At 70.5% G+C, this 19,253-nt stretch carries 10 protein-coding genes and 1 tRNA gene; 3 read left to right on the top strand and 8 right to left on the bottom strand.

All coding sequences use genetic code 11. From position 1 onward, the window contains the following. The 3 genes from UK12_RS43650 to UK12_RS28290 all read right to left on the bottom strand — a co-directional run. The coding region (locus UK12_RS43650) for a hypothetical protein (RefSeq protein ID WP_231591420.1) at positions 1 to 189 on the bottom strand (189 nt) is incomplete at its 3' end. Positions 190 to 464: 275 nt separating this feature from the next. Then, a complete protein-coding gene (locus UK12_RS28295) occupies positions 465 to 1,235 on the bottom strand; it encodes a pentapeptide repeat-containing protein (RefSeq protein WP_052682212.1) in 771 nt (256 codons plus the stop codon). Between the two features lie 51 nt (positions 1,236 to 1,286). Then, positions 1,287 to 2,351 (bottom strand): hypothetical protein, encoded by a 1,065-nt coding sequence (locus UK12_RS28290; RefSeq protein ID WP_045306021.1) that lies wholly within the window; start codon positions 2,349 to 2,351, stop codon positions 1,287 to 1,289. A gap of 125 nt (positions 2,352 to 2,476) precedes the next feature. Between UK12_RS28290 and UK12_RS28285 the strand changes: the two genes are divergently transcribed. Together UK12_RS28285 and UK12_RS28280 are read left to right on the top strand one after the other, a co-directional pair. After that, on the top strand, positions 2,477 to 2,986 hold the full coding sequence (locus tag UK12_RS28285) for a MarR family winged helix-turn-helix transcriptional regulator (RefSeq protein ID WP_197085235.1): 510 nt from the start codon (positions 2,477 to 2,479) through the stop codon (positions 2,984 to 2,986). A gap of 418 nt (positions 2,987 to 3,404) precedes the next feature. Further along, entirely contained in the window at positions 3,405 to 4,553 is a 1,149-nt protein-coding gene (locus UK12_RS28280; protein WP_052682211.1) for a hypothetical protein, read from the top strand. A 227-nt stretch (positions 4,554 to 4,780) separates the two neighbouring features. On the opposite strand, the gene UK12_RS28275 is transcribed toward UK12_RS28280, so the two are convergent. Genes UK12_RS28275 through UK12_RS36965 form a run of 5 tightly spaced genes read right to left on the bottom strand, consistent with a single transcriptional unit; the run spans position 4,781 to position 18,357 of the window. Then, positions 4,781 to 6,658, bottom strand: coding sequence for a hypothetical protein (locus tag UK12_RS28275; protein WP_045306020.1), 1,878 nt, complete (start codon positions 6,656 to 6,658; stop codon positions 4,781 to 4,783). Positions 6,659 to 6,663: 5 nt separating this feature from the next. Further along, the gene (locus tag UK12_RS28270) at positions 6,664 to 7,158 is read right to left on the bottom strand and encodes a hypothetical protein (RefSeq protein ID WP_045306019.1); all 495 of its coding nucleotides are present in this window, start codon (positions 7,156 to 7,158) and stop codon (positions 6,664 to 6,666) included. After that, positions 7,155 to 10,811, bottom strand: a complete 3,657-nt coding sequence (locus UK12_RS28265) for a hypothetical protein (protein WP_045306018.1) — start codon at positions 10,809 to 10,811, stop codon at positions 7,155 to 7,157. Before UK12_RS28265 ends, UK12_RS28270 begins: the two co-directional genes overlap by 4 nt. Continuing rightward, positions 10,811 to 13,516, bottom strand: coding sequence for a CBM96 family carbohydrate-binding protein (locus UK12_RS28260; RefSeq protein WP_052682210.1), 2,706 nt, complete (start codon positions 13,514 to 13,516; stop codon positions 10,811 to 10,813). Before UK12_RS28260 ends, UK12_RS28265 begins: the two co-directional genes overlap by 1 nt. 5 nt (positions 13,517 to 13,521) lie before the next feature. Further along, complete coding sequence (locus tag UK12_RS36965) at positions 13,522 to 18,357, bottom strand: DUF6603 domain-containing protein (protein WP_052682209.1); 4,836 nt, start codon at positions 18,355 to 18,357, stop codon at positions 13,522 to 13,524. Positions 18,358 to 18,679: 322 nt separating this feature from the next. Between UK12_RS36965 and UK12_RS28250 the strand changes: the two genes are divergently transcribed. After that, positions 18,680 to 18,753, top strand: a tRNA-Met gene (locus tag UK12_RS28250). Positions 18,754 to 19,253: the final 500 nt, after the last annotated feature.

Genomic DNA, 19,253 nt, shown 5'->3' with positions numbered 1-19,253 from the left:
CGTCGGACCGTGAAAACCGTGAGACGAATGTGAGAGGCAGCCCCAGCGCACGCCGAAGGCCGCTTCCTCGCGAACGAGAAAACGGCCTCTGACCTGCGACAATGGGGCGAACCCCAGTCGGGACGACAGGATTTGAACCTGCGACCCCTTGACCCCCAGTAGTCGAACGAACGTCTGACTGATGCTCACCAGTCCGAATCGCGCAGGTCAGGGCCTATCTCATCCGCCCTGCATGACGCCTGATGCCACCCCATGACACCCAGTCCGTGAGAGGCGCGTGAGAGGTAGCACTCGAGCCCGACTCCGTGCGTGATTTGCATCACACTCTGGCTGTACGACTTGGAGGCCACGCAGATAGGCACGGTGGTGGTACCCCGACAGCGACGCGGCACAGGCTTTGGCGATCACGGAGTTGCGACGCTCCGTGATCGTCGGGAGACCTGTGCTTGCCTTGCCGTCAGGGATCAGCCGATGACGTTCAGGCCGAGGGCGGCGCAGATTTGGGCGGCTTGACTGGGGGAGATGACGGCGCCGCGGAACTGTGCGGCGGTGGCGATGGTGAGTTCGCCGAGGTCGGCGCCGCGTAGGTCGGCGCCGGTGAAGTCGGTGGCTCGTAGGTTGGCGTCGGCGAGTCGGCAGTCTTCGAGGGTGGTGTCGCGGAAGTCGACGCCGCCGAGGTCGGCTTCGGTGAAGCGGATGCCGACGAGGTGGGAGCCGCGCAGGCTCAGGCCGTTGAGGTTGGCGACGGCCAGGTTGCAGCGGGTGAGATGCAGGCCCAGCCCGCGGTGGCCGGTGAGGCGGGCGCCGATCATGCGGCAGCCGGTGAAGGTGGCGTCGGCGAGCATGGCGCCGCCCCACCGGGTGTTGGCCAGGTCGGTGCTGTCGCAGGTGAGGTCGCCGCAGTCGGCATCGGTGAAGTTGGCTTTGGCGGCGCTGCCGCCCTGCCAGCGGGCTTGGTCGAGCAGGGCGCCGGTGAAGTCGGCCGCCGTGGCGGTGCAGTCGGTGAAGACGACCTCGGCGAGGTGGGCGCCACGCAGGTTGGCTTCGGTGAAGGTGCAGCGGGTGAACGTGCGGGGATGCTGATGGCGGCGCAGGGCCGGGCGCAGGTCCAGGCCGGTGAAGTCAAGGTCGGTGAGCTCGGTTTCGGTGGCGAGCAGGGTCTGTGGGTCACTGGTCGGGCTGGCCGGGGCGGTGTCGTGGTCGTGTCTGTTGAAGGGCGGTGGTGTTTCGGTCACGGGTTGGGCCTCGTTCTGGGGCGTGGCGGGTGGTGTGCGTGCCGGGTGCGGTCAGTGGGTGGGGGTGGGCTTGGCGGTGTGCCGGGTGGCTGTGTCGTTGCGGTGGGTGGTGTGGCGGGCCTTGATGGCGTCGTGGGCGAGGGTCAGGGCGAGGGCGGTGAGGGCCCACAGGGTGAGGGCGAGCCAGTAGCGGGTGATGCCGTCGCCGGCGAAGTACATGATCTGGCGCAGGCTGCCGGCGGTTGAGGTCATCGGCAGCAGGTCGTGCAGGGCCCGGATGGGTGCGGGCATGGCCTGGATGGGCAGGGCCGCTCCGGAGGCGGGCATGCCGAGGAACATGAAGATCCCGACGGCGGGCAGCGCGGTCATGCGCCCGCAGAAGCGGGACAGGAACAGGGTGGCCGTGCCGACGGCCATCACGGTGAGCCAGCCGGTGACGGCGATGGCGGGGGCGAAGCCGTGCACGGCGCCCAGGACGGGGCCGGTGATGAGCCAGACGGCGGTGGCGGCGACGGCGCCGAAGGCGGCGAGTGCGGCCACGGTGCGCCGGAGGGTGAGGGCGGTGCCGAACACGGTCGAGAGCATGACCGCCGACAGGTAGCCGGCGAGGGTCAGGCCGATCGCGGCGTACATGGTGCTGGTGTCGCTGGTGTCGTGGGCGCTGAGTGGGACCAGGTCGCGGACCTGGAGGAACTGGTGCTGCTGGACGGCGGCGTTCTCGAACGGCACGGCGGCCAGGTTGACCTGGGCGGCACCGGCGGCCGAGGCGATGTAGAGCACGGGGCCGTCCGGCTGCGGAGGTTGGGCGAACGTCTTGCCTGGCGTGCCGGCGCTGCGGTCACCGGGTGCAGGGGCGGGGAGGTAGGCGGCGGCCACGGCCCGGTGCGCCACCAGCTGCCGGGCCTGTTCGGTGGAGGTGACGGTGCTGACGTCGTAGGCGTCGCCCAGGGTCTGGCGCAGGGAAGCGGCCAGTGGCTCGGTCTGCGCGGGTGGTCCGGCGACCGCGATCTTCAGGTGGTGCGGTGTCGGGGCGTGCATGGCGGCGGTGTAGATGCCGACCAGCAGTGCGGCCATGGCGAGCGGGAACAGCAGCACTCGGGCTATCGGTCGGGCCATGTCTCCTCCTGGGGACCTCTCGGGATGGCACGCCTCTCAGGGCGGATGCATCTGCCAAGATACATCTCTTGTGATGCATTATGGTGGATGTATCATGCGAGATGCATCTGAGGAGGAGGATGTACGTGACATCGCCGAAGAGTTCCCTGGACCTTGCCGACCTGCACCATCTCGGCAGGCGGCTCACCGCTGCCGCGATCTCGGCAATGAAGGACGCCTCCGACCTGGGACCGACCGAGTTGCTGGTGCTGGAGTGCCTCTACGACGCCGGCCCGCAGTCGGTGGGGGTCATCGCCCAGCGGACCGGCTTCGCCCAGAGCCGGGTATCCACCGTGGTCGCGTCACTGCACAAGCGGGGCCTGGTCGAACTGGGAGCCGACCCGGCCGACCGGCGCCGGACCGTCGCCACGATCGCCGACCACGCCCGCATCCAGGCCCGGGAAGCCAGAAACCGGGATGCCGAGCCGACTCTGCGACAGATGCTCCCCGCACTCACCGACACAGAGGTCGACGCGGTGATCGCCGCGCTGAAAGCGCTCAACAACGCCCTGGGCGATGCGCCGCCGGACACCTCCAGCGGCACCAACCTCCAACCGGGTGGTCGCCCTCAAGCTCCCGCCGAGCATCGAAGCTGAGACACCGCAAGAGGTCCCACGGGTAGGCATGTGTTCTCATGGGCGGCGATTCGGGCGCCCGTCCCAGCGGTGAGTCGTCCAGGCCCGACGGATCAGCCTACGCACCCAGCAGACATCGACCATCGTCATGCGACAGGACCCGATCGGATCACACTTCGTGATCAACTAGTTCCGTAAAGCGATATTTCGCCACCATGTGGCCAGACCCGCCGACTTCTCGCCCCGAAGGTCGATCGCGGCCGACACAAGCCCAACGCGGAGCATCGCCCACCCAAAGCTGAACCGAGGCTGGTGTATCTCACCCGTGCGCCGACGACAGGGGCCGCTCCAGGAGCCTTATCGGGTGAGAGACCTTCCTTCGCGTCATGACGGTCCAGTGATCGGTGGTATGACGGAGCCGAGCTGGAGGTGGTCCGTCATGACCCGGTACTGCGTCGATCCTGATCGGCACGAACTCATCGCCACCTGGGGCACCGGGCAGGGCGAGTTGGCCACCCGGGTCGCCGCCGTCACAGCCGGCGCGGACCTCGCCGCACTGTCGCGCCTGGCCAGCGCGCTCACCCAACTGTCGACCGCAGCCTGGCGCACCTACACCCACCCAGCCAGCGCCGCCGACTCGTTGCAGGTCAACAGCGAGGGCTGGCGCAGGGAGCAGGAACGCGAAGCATTCGAGGACGTCGCCGATGCCGTGGCCTCGCCAAATCTCCCCCATGGCGGCGCGATGACGGTCGAGTACAGCCCGGTGCTGGAGAGCGCGAACCGAGTCGGCCGCGCCCTGCTCGCCCTGGATATCCCGGAGCTGACCGAGGCGGTCCACGCCGAGACCCAGGCGGAGCTCGCCGCCGTCGGGAGTGCCGAACTCGGCGACCTCACCGGACGGGCCCGGCAGGCCGTGCTGCTCAGCCGCGAAGGCGCCTCCCCCGTCCAGGTCGCCGCCGCCGACCGGCTCCTGCAGGAGGACCCGTTCGGGCCGGCCGCGCTCTACTCCGACATCGACCCCACCGCCGCAGCCGTGGCAGCCGCCCACTGGCTGTACGCCGCCGCCGAGGCCGTCTCCGAGGCGTCCGGGTACGCACCCACCGAGGTGATCCGGGAGGCGGACAACATCGAGGCACTCCCCCACGCGACACCCACCCTCGTTCTGGAACTCCTCGACGACGGTGTCTCCCCCTACGACGCGGTCACGAGGCTGGTGCGCCACGCCATGCGGATCGCGGACGGCGTGCTGCCCGACCCGGCCGCTCTCCGCGAGCAACTCGACGAGGCCGAGGAGGTGATCACCGAGTACGCCGACGACGATTCCGAGGAGGCGGACGACGTGCTCACCGGCATCCGCCTCACCCCGCTGGACCCGCGCCGGCCCGCCCGCGACCTCCTCGAAGACCTCCTCACCGGCATCAACGGCTGCTGGCTCCTCCACGAGGAATACGCCGAGGACGAGGATCAGGACGACGACGAGGAAGAATCGGACGACGAGACGGCCCAACGGCACCACCACCACAGCCGCGCACAGTTCGCCGCACTCGTCCGCGCCATCGCCGCAGACAAGCGGGACCGGCTCATCTGACACCGCAGCCACCCGGTGGCCGAGAGCGCTCGGACCCGGACCAGCCATGCACCAGGGCCAACTCTGTCCACCCTGCAACGAACAGCTCTGGGGCCGCCCCGACGGCCCGGCACACTGCGCCTGCCGAGAATGTCATCCATGCAGTTCAGGGTGCCTGGAAGAGCAGTTGGCTCGAGCGATGGTCCGACTCCTGAGCGGGCCGGTCGGGTGGGCGCCGCCGAAACGGTTCAGTCCTGATCGGCACCGGCCGGTGGGACTGGGGGGCGGTCGACGTGCCCCTCGCCCAGGCCAGCGCCACCCGATGCGCTCCCGGTGGTGACCTCTCCAAGTTCGGTCGGCTCTGCTCCCTCCTTGGACTGGACGCCGGCTACAGCGGGACCTCGCCCGCCGAACGGGATCCAGCGCCAGCCTCCGCCACTTCCTTCGAGCCATACATCATTTCCCCGTCGCACCGGAACCACGATCGAGTCTTTTGTGTCTCGTGACATTGTGGTCGGTGCCGTCAGTCCTCCGCCCTTGACGTGAACTGGGCTGCCATTGCCGAATCCGATGACCAGTCCGTCGGTGGGTGGTTTGAAGCGCCCGGAGATGCTCGAGGTACTGTGGAGGATGCCCAGAGCACCGTAGACGTTGAGGGCAGAGCCGGCTTCGGTGTCGAGGCGGGCTCCATTCTTGATCCACAGGTAGCTGTTGGCTACCCCTCCATCTGCGGGGCCGTTGACGACAACGCTCCCATTAGCGGCGATCTGGCCACTCGCAGTGAGAGTGGTGGCGGAGATTCCACCGCTAGCGGTCAAGGTCTTGGTGGCGGTGATCGGAGAGTTGACTACCACGGGCGCTGCATTATCCCCCAGACCCCGCAGGTCACCAATTCTGGCAATTCCTTTAAGACTGAGCTCGGCATAGGGCCCGCGTCCGGTGATTTCACTAGCCGAAATACTAATGGTACTGATGGCACCACTGTAGGTCTCATTTCCCGTGACAGCGAGAACACCATTGTCGAAATTGATCTTCACCTTGTTCGCGGGATTTGCCGTCGGCATGTTCTCGATGGTGAGCGCGTGATTTTCGGGCGACTTGATGGTCTTCACGATGAGGGCCTTTCCCGCGGCGACAGTCACGTCACCATTGGCCGTGAGGGCGCCGTCGGCGGTGACCGCGGTGGCACTGATTCCCCCGTTGGCGGCGATTGCCCCACCGACGGTGAGGGTCTTGTCCGCCTTGATCGTGACGTCGCCGTTGGCGTCGAGGGGTCCGTATGTCGTGAGCGTCCCGGCCGCCTCCACGGTGACGTGGCTAGTGGCGGTCAGCGTGTTGACCACGACGTTGGGGGTGTTGACGGTCAGGTAGGTGGTCAGGAAGTAGTCCTTCCCGTCAACGGTCGCCTTGAGCGTGAAGTTGGCGTTGTTGTCCAACGCCAGCGACGTCCAGGACTGGTTCGTGAAGTTGGCCTGGACATTGTCGAGCGTCTGAGTCCCGTCCGCCTTCCGGTAGTACATCGTGTACGTGATGCGGGGGTCGGCAGGTGCCTTCCAGAGCAGCTTCACGCGCGTGCCCCGGTTGATGACAACCGTCTCGGGGCGCAGGCTGTGGAAGAAGAACTCGTCATTCCCCTTCTTCACCTTCACCTGCCCGGTGCGCTTCTGGTAACTGCCCTCCGCCCCCGTCGTGGACGTCATCTCCTCGATGTCGAGGTCCACCGGGCCGATCGACGAATTCACCTCGATCCCCGACAGTGTGAAACTGACCGCCCAACTCCCGTCGAACACCGCCGTGGTCTCCGGCACGAACGAGAAGACCGCCTTGTTCGGATCCGTCGTGTCCCGGTCGATCCACCACTGCGTTCCCTGTGCCTCACCCTCCACCTTGCTCACCGCCGTGTTGATCAACGACGGCTCGATCGTCAGGTCCGCACCCGAGCCCCCCGTCGGCACCGTGAGCGTGATCCCCTTGCAGTACACCTTGGACGTTCCGGACGGCAGGTCACGGCCGAAGCGCAGCACCACCGTCCCGTACTCCAGCTCGTCCATCGTGCTCACCCGCAACGGGCTCGGCACCGTCCCCCGTGCCGGCTTGACCAGATTCGTATCCGCGGTGGGTTCCATGGCGGTCACTCCTGTCCTTCCCATGCGCCGGCGGCGAGCACGGTGGCTGCTACCCGGCTGCTGCGGTTGCTGACCGGGCCGTTGTCGGCGGCGGTCTCCTCGGTGATCTCGACGTCGGTGGTCTCGAAGCCGGGGTCCAGTTCGATCAGGAACGAGATGGTCCAGGTGCCGTCGAACCGGGCGGGCTGGTCCGGCACGCAGGCGAACACGGTGGCGGCCGGGTCGGTGGTGTCGGGCACGATCCACCACTCCTGGCCCTGCGCGCTGCTGCGCACCGACGGGACCGTGGTGGAGAAGGCCAGCGGCTGGCGCGCGAGGCGCGGGTCGCTGGTCGGGGCCGGCACGCGCACCGCGATCCGGGTGCAGCGCACCGGCTGCTCGGCGCGGCCCTGGCCCTCCTCGCCCACCGTCAAACGGAGTTGGTGGTAACGCGGCGGGGCGTCATCGGCGGTGGCCGGTCCGGGGGTGATGTCCACCCGGTAGGGGAGCAGCAGGGTCATCGGGTCTCTCCTTGGCCATCCGCGCGCGGGTGCAGTTGCAGGTAGCCGGCGCGGGCGGCCGGGACCGGGTCGTCGGGGTGTGACAGGTCGTCGGCGGGCAGGATCGGCAGGTCGGTCCAGAGTGGCGGCCCGTCCCCCGAGACCAGCGGCTCGGCCCAACTCCAGGCGCCGTGCAGGGCGCTGGGTCGCGGCATGAAGATGCCGCTGTTCGCAGGCTCCGGCTCGGAGCGGGCCGAACCTCGCGTCGGCTCCTCCGAACGGACCGGCGCCAGCAGCGGGTTGAGGCGGAACGAGGCGCGGATCGCGGCCAGCGCCCGGTGGGTGAGGTCGGCGTCCACGGCGAGCGAGGTGACGGGGAGGAGGTCGGTGGTGGCGTGCACGGCCGTGTGCGGGCAGGCGAGCAGCGTCAGGTACCGGGAGAGGGAGCGGTCGACGGAACGGGCGGGCATCGCGATCCCGGCGCCGGTGCCGATCAGCGAGAAGTACGGGCCGTCGTCGGCCGCCGCAGACGCGTAGGCCGCGGTGTCACGGCCCTGGACGGGCACGTGCAGTTGCCGGTACGAGGTGTCCTGGCCGGGCTCGGAGGTGTAGTAGCCGATCAGCCCGTCGGCCAGCCGCTCGTACGCGCCCAGGCGCACCGGCCACCGGTAGTCCGGGTACTCCTGCGCGCTGGGCCGCAGCGCCTCGTCCCAGGCCGGGTCGGTCAGCGGCGGGCCCAGCAGTTCCAGGCCGAGCCGGGCCCGGATCATGGCGACCGGCCGTCCGATCAGCCGGGCCGGGGTGCGGTCCTCCTCGGGCGCGGGGTCGGCGATCCGGCTGAGCGCCCGGTCGATCGTGGTCATCAGCAGGCCGAAGGTGTCGGCGTCGCGGCCGACCAACTCGCTGGCGAAACCGGCCACATGAGGGTAGACGCCCTCGAAGTCCCCGGGTTCGTCGTAGCGGGCGTGCGGCAGCGAGTTCCAGGCGATCTCCCGCTGCCCCGCTGCCGTGCGGATCACCCGCAGCTCACCCAGCGGGCTGCCGTCCGGGGCGTAGACCAGCAGCGTCTGGTCGAGGTGGTTGACCAGCAGCCAGCCGGCCACCGGCGTGTCGCCGAGCGGGTCGGGCGCGCTGCTCACCGCCGCCAGCGGGCGGTCGTCGCTGTGGTGCACGGGCTCGAAGCGGATCCGGGCGTCCTGGAGCAGCCGGGGCGGCAGCTGGATGAAGCGGTCCGTTTTGGCGCCGGGGAAGAGGGGCTTCTCGGGGTCCGGGGTGACGCTGGCCGCACGGACCGGGGCGAGCTGGGCAGGCTGCGAGTCCAGGGCCGTGACCAGCCGCAGGGCCTGGCCGAAGCGGTCGATGACGTGCAGCTCGGTGAAGTAGAACTGCCCGGCCCGCACGGGCTGGAACCGCTGCTCGCGGCGGTCCCCGGCCGCGTCGGGCACGTGGTTGCTCTGCCCGGCCAGGTCCAGGATGCGCTGGTCGGTGGTGACTTGGGCCGCGCCGTTCTGCTGGATCAGCCAGTCGTTGAAGCCGTCCAGGGTCTGGGAGAGGATGTCCAGCTCGTCGAAGTCGTCCTGCAGGAGGCGCAGTTGACCCAGCAGCTCGTCCGGCGCCCCGGCGAGCTTGCGCTTGGCCTGCTCGCGCAGCACGTAGGACAGGCCGGGTGTGAGGAAGGAGCGCCCGGCGAAGCTGGTCCAGCGCACGCCGCCCTCGCCGTCGCCCTCGGGCACGCCGGTGCCGTTCCAGTGGTAGTCGTCGCCGTCGAAGGTCCAGTTGTCGCTGCCGCCCTGGCCGGTGCCGCCGCTGCGGAACGGGGTCGCGCAGTACTTGATCCGCCACTGCAGGTACATCGGCAGCCAGGGTTGGCGCCAGACCCGGGTGTACTCGGGGAACGGGCCGTCGGTGAGGTCCGCCGGCCGCGCGACGATGTCCTCGAGCGCGCTGCCGGTGCGGGCGGCCCGGTCCAGCATGGCCAGTTCGGCGATCAGCGGGCGGCACAGCTCGGGCAGGCCGGTCAGGTCGGGGGCCGGCGGGTCGGGGGCCGGGGTGACGTCCGCGCCGCCGATCCGCACCCGGGTCAGCAGCGCGGAGGGCAGTCGGCAGGGCAACGGCTGGTCGTCCGGCCGGCCCAGCGGCTGGGTGGTGCCGGCGCCCTCCATCACGATCACCGGGTCGGCCGGTCGGTAGAAGGATGGCTGCGGGGAGCGCTTGAGCTCCTGGGTCTCGGGCAGTTCCCGGTCGGCGAACTCGTCGATCGCCGTTTGCAGCTCCTCAAGGGTCGCCTGCAAGGCGCTGATCTGCTCGCCGACGGCGGTGATCTCGCCGTTCCATGCTGCCACGTCGAACTCGAACGGCTTGGGCCGCCGCTTCTCGGGCAGCTCGCGCAGCCACCACAGTGACCACAACCGCCACTGGAGGCGGGCGAGTTCGGCCATGCCCTGGTCGTACTCGGCCTGGTGGTCGTTGAGTCGGTCCAGCCATTCGGGCTGCGGGAGTTCGGGGGCCGGTTCGTCGGTGTCCTGCTCGGCTGGCCGGTTGACGACCCGCCAGAGGGAGCCGCCCTCGCTGCCGCTGAACCAGGAGCGGCGCATCGCCTCGTCCAGGTCGATCGGACCGTCCGCGCTGTCCATCGCCCCGAGTTCGCCGTGGAACAGCGCCTTGATCAGGTCGCCGTCGCGGGCCGACCGGGTCTGCTGGGCCACCAGCGCGGCGCCGGCGTCGGCGGTGCTGTGGCCGAGGGCGAACTTGGTCGACGTCCCGTCGGGCCGGTCGGAGTCGGGGACCAGGCCTTCGCGCTGCCAGTCGACGCCCAGCGCGGTGCCGGCGTAGCGGGTGCGCCTGATCGCGCCTGACGCACAGTCAGGTACCGCCCAGCCAAGGGCTTCCAGCACGTCGACCAGGTTGCCGGGGTCGGCGCCGGGTGGCAGCAGGTCGGGGATCTCGGGGGCCTGCCGCAGGATGTCGGCGTCGTCGTCGGAGTACCAGCCGATGACGGCGTAGCTGAGCATCGCGTCCGGCGGGTAGTTGTCGCCGTGCTGCCGGTCGCGCAGGTCCTGCAGGGTGTCCTGGAAGAGGAAGACGTTGCGGTGGTAGGGCGCGAACGCGGCGAACGCCGGCAGCCCGGACCCGATCGCGGTCAGGAAGAGCGGCCGGGGCGCGGGGTCGTCCTCGCGGGGATCGTGCCACGGCCCGGTGGCCAGGTCGTGGGCGCGGCCGATCCGGTCGGTGGTGGCGGTGGCGGCATACGGGTTCAGGTAGGAGTTGCTGCCGTCCCAGATCGGGTTGGCGTCGGGGCGCTGGGAGGAGAGGTAGTCGCTGTGCACCACCCAGCCGGCCACCGTGGTGGCGCCGCGCACCGTGGCGTAGCGGACCACCAGCCAGCGGTTGGGCACCAGCGGGAAGGTGCTCTCGCCGCTGTCGTGGTCGAGGTGGCCGGTGGTCAGCGCCTCGGGGAGCTGCCACTGCAGGTGGACGCCCTCGAAGCCGGTGCCGGTCCAGTAGTCCTGCAGGTTCTCGTACGGCTCGGGCTCGCCGCTGGTCTTGAACTCCTCGTTGAGCATCATGGTGAACATCGGCGACCAGCGCTTGAACCGGTCCTTGTCGGCGCGGACCGCGCGGTTGGCCACCAGTGCGTGCAGCTCGACGGGCACGATCAGGTCGGTGTCGGTCATCAGCGCTCTTCCCCGGAGTCCAGTGTCGGCTGCGTGATGGTGATGCTGAGGTGGGGCCGGTTGTCGGCGGCCCCGCGGGAGGCGATCCGGGCGATCCCGTTGCCGCCCTGGTCCTTGCCGAGCGCGACCGAGAGCTCGTCGCCGCTGTGCCGGCGCAGGAGCGCGGTGATGTCGAACTCCAGCCAGGCCCAGGCGTCGACGGCGCCGACGTGCGCGCCGGCGACGGGATCGGCCGACAGGGCGGGCCGGTCGGCCCAGGCGAGGGTGGACTCGCCCCAGTCGTTGCCGGTGGCGTACGCCTTGAGGTCGAAGTCGCCCGCGTCCTGGGCGGCGGCGTACACCCGCAGCAGTGCCTTGCCGATCTGTTCGGGCGGCGGGAGTTGGGTGGTGTCGAAGCGCAGGTAGGCGATCCGGGTGGTGGTGCTGGTCGGGCCCTCGTTCTCGACCATGAGCGGATCCGCGGCGCCGAACGCCGCCCCCTGGCCGTACTGCGCGATGGTGCCGGCGACGCAGTCGCGGCGCACCGTGGGCGGCAGCAGCAGCTGCTCCAGCGGTGCGTTGACCAGCTCCAGCGCGAACTGACCGGGCGACAGATCACCGCTCGGCAGGCAGGCAGCCGAGAGGGCCCGCAGCAACCCGCCGGAGCCGCCCAGGTCCAGCACGTCCGGCAGGGCCCCGCCCCGGCCCGGGCGCAGGTAGTCGAAGACGGTACCGGAGCCCGGCACGCCGGGGTCGGGGAACTCGGTGTCGGTCGGGTAGCCGACGCGGTTGCCCGTCAGGTGCCGCAGGCTGATCCGCTCCTCGGAGTTGATCCCGAAGTGGATGCCCTGGCCCGGCTCGCGAATGGCGATCTGGTCCGGGACGGCGTCCCAGAGCACCAGCAGCACGTCCGGCGCGAGGTGGTCGCGGCGCAGCTCGCCCACCGGTTCGCCGTCCGCCGTGGTGGCGAGGATGTCGAAGACGGGCCAGGCGCGCACGAGTTCGGAGTTCATCAGCAGGCCCGCCACCGGCGGCGCGCTGCCGGTCCGGCTCAGGCGCTCGGTGAGCACGGGGTGGAGGTCGTGGTCGAGGGTGGTGTGGGCGGCGACGTCGGCGGCGCCGGCGACCAGCGCCTGGATCCAGGCCGGGTCGATCCGGAAGGCGCGCAGGCTCTCGGGCGGCAGCATCCGCGGGTCGGGCACCAGGTGGGCGAAGGGCACGCCGTTGAGCAGGCCCAGGCGCTCCAGCCAGTCGGGCATGGTCGGGGTGGTGTCCTGAGCCAGCTTCAGGAGCGAGCTGTGGGCACGGGGTTCGGCGAGCAGGGCAGACGGCTCAAGTCGGTTCCGGCGCGCCGCCCGCACCGGGGGTGGCCCTTGGACGGTGGGGGCGCGCAGGGCTTCGACCAGGCCGCGGCCGAAGCCGGGCGCGGCCAGCTTGCGCAGGGCGGCGGTACCGGCCGGCTCGTCCAGGTCGGTCATGGCGCGGGCCGGGTCGGCGCTCAGGGCCAGCAGGGCGGCGGCGCGGTTGGCCAACTCCCGCCGCGCCTGGACGACTTCGCTGCTGTAGTCGGGGTCGGCGAGGGCGATGGCGCGGCCCAGCGTCCAGGCGGCGGCGTAGCTGACGTCGAAGAGGCCGTACTCGCTGTCGTAGATCAGCGCGTGGTCGGCGGTGGTGTGCGGGCCTTTGGTGGCTTCGACGGGCAGCTCGGGGGCGGTCAGCGGGGTGAACGGGCCGCGGTACCAGGCGTAGGTGTCCTCCCCGGCCAGGGTGCGGTAGGCGACGGCGGTGCAGCCGCGGTGCAGCCGGGTCCGCGCGTGTTCCGTCTCCGGGGTGGCCGACGGTTCGCCGACGGGAGCCAGCCGCAGCCCGAGGCCCTCCGGGTCGGTGTACCCGGGGCGGACCAGGTTGCGCAGCAGGCCGGCCGGGTCGAGCGAGCCGACAGGGTCGTTGGTGAAGGACCAGGACCACAGGCTGCACAGCCGCACCTTCTCGTTGGCGGGCAGGGTGCCGGGCGCCAGGCGGCCGAGCCAGCCCTCCAGCGAGACCAGGTGCACCGCGTAGCTCCCGGGGGTGCGCGGGAACCGGTTGGCGGCCAGCACCGCGTACTCGCCCTCGGTCAGGATCTCCCCGTTGTCGCGGCGCTGCGGGGCGGTGTGCACGTCGCGCATGTGGGCGAGGTGGAACAGCTCGTCCTGGCGCGCCACGATCGCGTGGAAGACGGCGACCGGCAGGTCGATGGTGCGGCACGGGTTGCTGCCGTCGATGGTGCCGGACAGCTCCGGGCCGTTGATACCCGCGCCGGGCTCGCGCAGTTCGCTGATCGGCCGGATGGTGAACTCGCCCTGGGCGTCCGGGTCGTCGTCCAGCTCGCCTGCGGCGAAGACCAGCAGCGCCAGCCAGGGCTCCTTGGCCGCCAGCCGGCCCCGCAGCTGCCGCTCCCAGGGCAGGATGGCCCGGCTCAGGGTGATGTGCGGCAGCACGTGGGTGTACAGCCCCGCCGCGCCGGGCGGCGGGAAGACGGCGTGAACGGAGGAGGGGTCCAGCACGAACTGCGCGGCGCGGATCTCGTAGCTGTCCGAGGCCTTGGGCAGTGGGTCGGCCTCAGTGTCGATCCGCACGCCGTCCTTGGTCAGCAGGTGCTCGACGGTGATGGTGTAGACGTCGGCGGTGACCTTGGGATCGAGGTGATCGTAGAACGAGACGTTGAGGTCGGGTCGGGTGGGCATCGCGGTCACCTCGCGGCTGCGGTCAGGAGCGGGGGGTCGGTCAGGGTCTTGCCGGCCTTCTTCGCGGACTGGGTCAGCGGGCCGTCGCTGCCCGGTGCGGCGCCGAGTGCGGCCAGTGCCTCGTGCAGCCGGGTGCGCTTGGCCGCGGTGGCCGCCAGGGTGCTGGTGATCACGCCGACGCTGCCCTCGTCGGGGACCGGGGACTCACCGGCCACGGCGCCGTCGCGCAGCGGCATCCGGCTGGACGGCAGGCCTTCGACGTCCAGGGCCTTGGACGGGACGTCACCGACGCCCAGCTGCTTGGTCGGTTCGGGGACCACGATGGTCAGCCCGGTCAGGCAGTCCGGGACGAGGCCGGGCTGCTTGAGCGCCTGGTCGGGGTCGTCCAGCGGCACGCCCCACAGGGCCTGCGGCATGCCCTCGATCGTGGGCGTGACCGTCCAGCCCTCCGCCTTCCAGTCGTACTGCTTGCCTCGCTGGTCGAGGATCTCCACGACCTGCTCGCAGACGACACCGGTCAGCCGCATCGGGCGGATGTCGATCCTGGCCTCCTCGCTGCCCGCGAACAGGGCACCGTTGAGGGTGATCTTCGAGGCGGGCAGCGCCGACTCCACGGACACGGTGAAGCCGTCGATCCGCACCAGCTCCGGCAGCTCGGCCGCCGTGCGGGCCTCGAACTCGTCCTTGGTGACATCGGGCAGCTCGCAGCCCCGCTTCAGCGCGGTGCGCGAGGGCGCGGGCAGCTGGATCCGGAAGTCCTCCCAGGGCACCGGCGGTGCGCCCTCGCGGGCGGCGCCGAAACCGATGGTGAAGGAGATGAACCAGACCTTCACCTTCGCCCGCCCGCCGAGCGGCGGCAGCCACAGCTGCAGGCTGACGCCGACCTCCAGCGAGACCCGCACCCGAACGAAGAGCACCTTGACGGTGGCGGCGACACCGATGCTCAGGTTGAAGTTAAGGTCGGCGTAGAACGGCTTCCACTGCACCAGCGCGTCGACGTGGGCGGTGAACCACGCCTGCAGACGGATGTTGTTGCCCGCGTCGAAGACGGCCGACAGCGCACCCCCGATCATGAACGCGCCGTCGGTGAGCGCCGCGTAGGACTGCGCCCTGATGGTGATCGGGCCGCGCTTCCAGAGCCAGCCGATCCGCGGCGGTTTCGGGTAGTGCGCGGGGACCTGGAACTGGGGGTGGTAGCCGCCGACGGTGAGCACGAAGCCCTTCTTGATCCCGCCGGGCAGGTCCTTGCCCCAGACGTAGAGCGAGATGCCGCCGGTGAGCTGCGCGTCCGGGTCGAGGAGGTAGGAGCCCCTGGCGATCACGGTGTCCATCGAGAAGCGGCCGAGCGCGGAGTCGTAGACGTAGACGAAGTCCACGACGACCTTGCCGAGGCAGGGCAGGTTGACGGCCTGCGGCGCCCCCGCGAAGGCCTCGCTGGAGGTCGTCAGCCTGGGCGGCAGCAGGATCGTGGTGCTGCCCGCCAGCATCACCTTCCAGCCCGCCTGGCCCCACTCGACCAGGGCGAGCGCCCGGGCCTCGATGAACTCGTAGACGGTGAACTCCACGCCGCCGGCCACCCAGTACTGGCCCCGGGCCGGGGTCACCCAGCCGTCCGTACCGGCCAGTTCGTTCAGCGCCTGCCCCGGGGTCATCTTCGGCTCGTCGGCCGTCGCCCCCAGGCGCTTGATCAGCGGGAAGGTGGCGAGTTCGCCGGTGGTGGGGATGCGCACGGTGCTGTTGATGCCGAAGCCGAGCACGATGCCGGTGAAGGTGACCGGGCCGATGGTGAGCCGGCCGTTGGCCAGGTTCTTGCCCGCCACGAACTCGGCGTAGGCGAAGATCGAGTCCCAGCCGTCCTTGTGCTTGGCCCAACTGCCGGTCAGTTGCAGGACGAAGGTGTCGAGCAGCTCGATCCGGCCCGCGGCACCGAACGCCAGCTCGTAGTCCGGGCCCAGATCCACGCGGGTGAACGCGCTGGAGATCACCGCCTTGGGCGGGCCGGGGTGCTCCAGCGCACTGCTGGCGCCGCGCAGCACCGGCCTGACCTTCCAGTCCTTGTCCACCCCGAGGCCCAGGCCCAGCAGTTCGAAGGTCAGCGGGCCGATCGCCATGGTGGCGTCGAGGGCGATGAACAGCTGCCCGTGCGCGTAGCCCAGCGCGGCGTGGCTGAACCGCACCGGACCGAGCGCGTACCCGTCGAAGCGGCGCTTCTCCTCCTCGGCCCGCTCGCGGCCCAGCACCACGCTGCCGCCCTGGCCGAGCACCGGGAACTCCCGGTCGGCGGGATAGACCAGGTCCAGCTTGCCGCCCTCGAAGCCGAGCTTCGCCCAGATCACGGACGTCTCGGGCTCGAAGTCGCCGGGGAGCAGCACCGGCAGCAGGCCGGCGGCCGTCGGGTCCGCGGCGGCGACAGCGGCTTCGGTGCCGAACTCGGCCAGCAGCTGGTTCAGCTTGAGCACTTCGGCGGCAGTCCACCCCCGCTGGACCGCGCCGCTGGTCACCCCCGCGTAGGCGAACTGGATGTCGCTCACGGTGACGTCGCGATTCGGATCGGTCGCGTCGACGATGGGCAGATCGGAGGCCTTCGCCTGCACCGTGCCGCGCACCGCCACCAGGTAGCGGCGGCGCGAGGGGTCGTTGGCGGGCTGGACGGCCAGCATCCAGCCGAAGAACGAGGAGGTCGCGGCCACCACGATCTCGTAGGTCCGGAAGTCGAAGCGCACCGCGGCCGAGTGCAGGCGCGGCATCAGCTGGTCGGGGATCACCGCGGTCGCCACGGTCATGCCCAGGCCGAGCATCAGGTCGGAGGCCGGGACGCCGTCGCCGTCGTCCCGCCAGCGGGCGGTCAGCGCGATCGGCGGCGTCGGGCCGGTCGGCATCGGGATGTCGAACGTCATGTCGAACCCGCCGGGCAGGGTCAGCGTCAGGCGCGGGAACCGGGGGTGCACATTGGTGAACTGCTTCAGGTCGATGTCGAATCCGAGGCCGGGCAGGCCCAGCGAGATGCCGCCGCCGAGCACGAGCTTGACGTCGAAGACGATGCGCAGCACCCAGTCGCTGCCGAAGTTCCAGTCCGGTTCGTCCAGGGCCGGCCAGGACAGGCCGATGCCCGAGATCACCAGCGGCTCGATCTTCAGCTCCGGGAATTCCAGCCAGGACAGGTTGGGGGGCGTGAGCGGCGGCCAAGGCATCCCCCAGGCCACGGCGGGACGGCCGGGCAGCCGCCAGTTCACGTCCAGCGACCAGCCCTGACTGCCGGCGCCACCGCCGGAGGAGTCCCAGTCCAGGGTGGGCCACCAGCCGTCCCGTCCGCCGGGGAAGGCCCCGATCCATCCGTTCAGCAGCTCCAACTGCGGTCGGCTGAGGCCGGATCCGATCCCGGCCAGACTGATCCCGTTCAGCAGGAAGTCGGGCAGGTCGGTGAGCAGGCCCCCGATGAACGGCAGATCCGCCAGCCAGGCGCCGAGGCCCTTGACCCCCAGCAGCACGACCCTGCCCCAGCCCTCCGGGCCCGACAGCGGCGGCAGGCCGCTCAGTACGAACCGCAGCCACTCCGACTCGCCGGTCAGTTCGAAGTCGCCGACGGTCAGGTTAAACCGCAGTCCGAGAGAAGGCAGTTCGGGATTGAAGCTGCCCGGCAGCGGGGGCAGCTCGGTGCCGAAGAAGAGGGCGAGCAGGTCCCGCAGCCGTTTCCCGCCCCCGCCACCATCGGCGCTGTCCCACCAGCCGGTCAGCAGCCCGAGCCCCGGCAGCCCGGGGAACCCCGGCAGCTGGGGCAGTTCCGGCCCCTTGGGCACCGTGAAGGTCAACTCCAGGCCGCCCACGGAGAGTCCGAGCGACGGCAGGCGCGGAACGACCGAGAAGCCGCCCGCGTCCGGGAGGTCCGGCAGTGAGAAGTCGAAGCCGACGTCGGGGAGTTGCAGGTCGAGCCAGCCCAGCTTGACGGACAGCTGGAAGTACACCCCCAGGCCGCTGCCGCCACCCCCGCCGCCGGAGCCCGCCAACGGCCAGCGCAGGCCGAAGCCGGAGAGCTTGAACCGCCCGAGCACCAGGGGCGGGAAGCTCGGCACCCAGTCGACCTGAGGGACCGTCAATCGAACGGCCCACACCTGCGGGTCCTGCCTCGGCAACTGGTAGGTGGCGCCCACCCAGACGCCCGCAGCCAGCTCCCGCTCCGGCAGCAGCGGCCACCACTGCGCGCTGCCGACGGCCGCGGTCACCGCGGCGTTCACCGCCGCGCTCTGCGCCGCGGTGAGCCTCCCGGCCGCCACGATCACCTCGACGCCGTGCACCCCGATCAGCTCGCCGTCGGGGATCTCGCCCCCGATGTACGGCAGTTCGGCGAGCAGGGCGCCGCTCTCCTTGACGCCGACCAGCGCCACCAGCGGCCCGCCGATCGACGGCGCGGCGAACACCAGCCGAAGGTGCTCGGTCTCCGCGCCGATGACCACTTGGCTGTTCGTCAGGTCGTACCGGGCCAGCAGCTGGCGCACCTCGGCCAGGAACGCCGGCGGCACGTCCCCGAGGTCCAGCTCCCAGGCCCCGGCGAGTTCGATCAGCCCCACCGCCACATCGATGCCAGCCTTGAGCCCGGCGACGTACCGGCCCGCCGTGTCGGCGAGGAACTCCAGGCGCAGCACGGCCTCGCGCCCGTTCAGCAGCGCGGCTGTGCCGATCACGGTCAGCTCGTCCCGGATGGCCTCGGTCACCTGCAGCACGAACTCCTTGCCCGCGCCGAACAGTTGGTAGAGCTCCGGCAGTTCGATCGAATCCAGGGGCAGCACGAAGTCCTCGCCCGGGGCGGGGAAGGAGTCGAGCAGGTCGACGATGGCCACGGGCATGGGGCGGAGATCCTCTCGTGCGCAACGCGACGGCAGGAAGCACTTGCCGGAGGCATCCGTACCGGCGCGCCAGAGCGTGCGCCACCAGTGCCAACCAGTACACCGAGTGATGGGAACACGACACAGCGCCAGGCGACATCCCATCGGGCGGGATGCCAGCCAGAACGCGCCAATCGCGCGGAACCCATCACATCGGCAGCCACTCTATGCTAACGGTCGTACGCGGAGGGTATTTGTCCGGGAGTGTCACCGGTCGGGCCGCCGCTCCACCACGACCGGATTTCGCGTTACCCCCGCAGTGCCGTAGGGCCATGTTCACCGACGCGGGGTGGAGCAGTTCGGTAGCTCACTGGGCTCATAACCCAGAGGTCGCAGGTTCAAATCCTGTCCCCGATACTCAGTAGCGAAGTCCGGCCCGGCACACCTGGTGTGCCGTGCCGGACTTTTTGTTCTACCTGGCGAGCCGTCGCAGTGCCCGTCGTCACGTGCTCCTCGGTCGGATCGCCGCGCCGGCTGCCAACTCCAGTGCACCGCACGGGGATCGTCCTGCGGGTCAGGGTTTCGTGCGGCGGGTTCCTGGCGGCATATTTCAACCAATGGGCTTATCGCCGGTTGCCGGTCATCCTCCTGTCGCTGTCTTCCGTGAGCCCCGAGGCGAGCGGCCCGTCCCGGTGCTCGGCCCGCGGGTCGAGGCCGAGGCGAAGCGAACCGCGCGCGTGCTGGCCGGGGAGTGCTCTCGCTGGTGGACGTGACTCCGGTGGCGTCCTCGGTGGCCATGGCCGTCTCCTCTGCTCAGTAGTGGTCAATTCCCGTTCGGCGGTGGCCTATCAGCACGAGGGGCGTAGGCCGTGGCTCCCCGCATCGGCGGCGACCAGCCGCTGCCTACCCATGCCTCG

It is taken from the genome of Saccharothrix sp. ST-888 (assembly GCF_000955975.1).
GTDB lineage: Bacteria > Actinomycetota > Actinomycetes > Streptomycetales > Streptomycetaceae > Kitasatospora.
This window is presented reverse-complemented; position numbering and strand designations above follow the sequence as displayed.

Coding starts and splice junctions, on each gene's coding strand:
- UK12_RS28265 (WP_045306018.1), bottom strand. CDS start 10,811: ATGACCGACACCGACCTGATCGTGCCCGTCGAGCTGCACGCACTGGTG.
- UK12_RS28280 (WP_052682211.1), top strand. CDS start 3,405: ATGACCCGGTACTGCGTCGATCCTGATCGGCACGAACTCATCGCCACC.
- UK12_RS36965 (WP_052682209.1), bottom strand. CDS start 18,357: ATGCCCGTGGCCATCGTCGACCTGCTCGACTCCTTCCCCGCCCCGGGC.
- UK12_RS28275 (WP_045306020.1), bottom strand. CDS start 6,658: ATGGAACCCACCGCGGATACGAATCTGGTCAAGCCGGCACGGGGGACG.
- UK12_RS28270 (WP_045306019.1), bottom strand. CDS start 7,158: ATGACCCTGCTGCTCCCCTACCGGGTGGACATCACCCCCGGACCGGCC.
- UK12_RS28260 (WP_052682210.1), bottom strand. CDS start 13,516: ATGCCCACCCGACCCGACCTCAACGTCTCGTTCTACGATCACCTCGAT.
- UK12_RS28290 (WP_045306021.1), bottom strand. CDS start 2,351: ATGGCCCGACCGATAGCCCGAGTGCTGCTGTTCCCGCTCGCCATGGCC.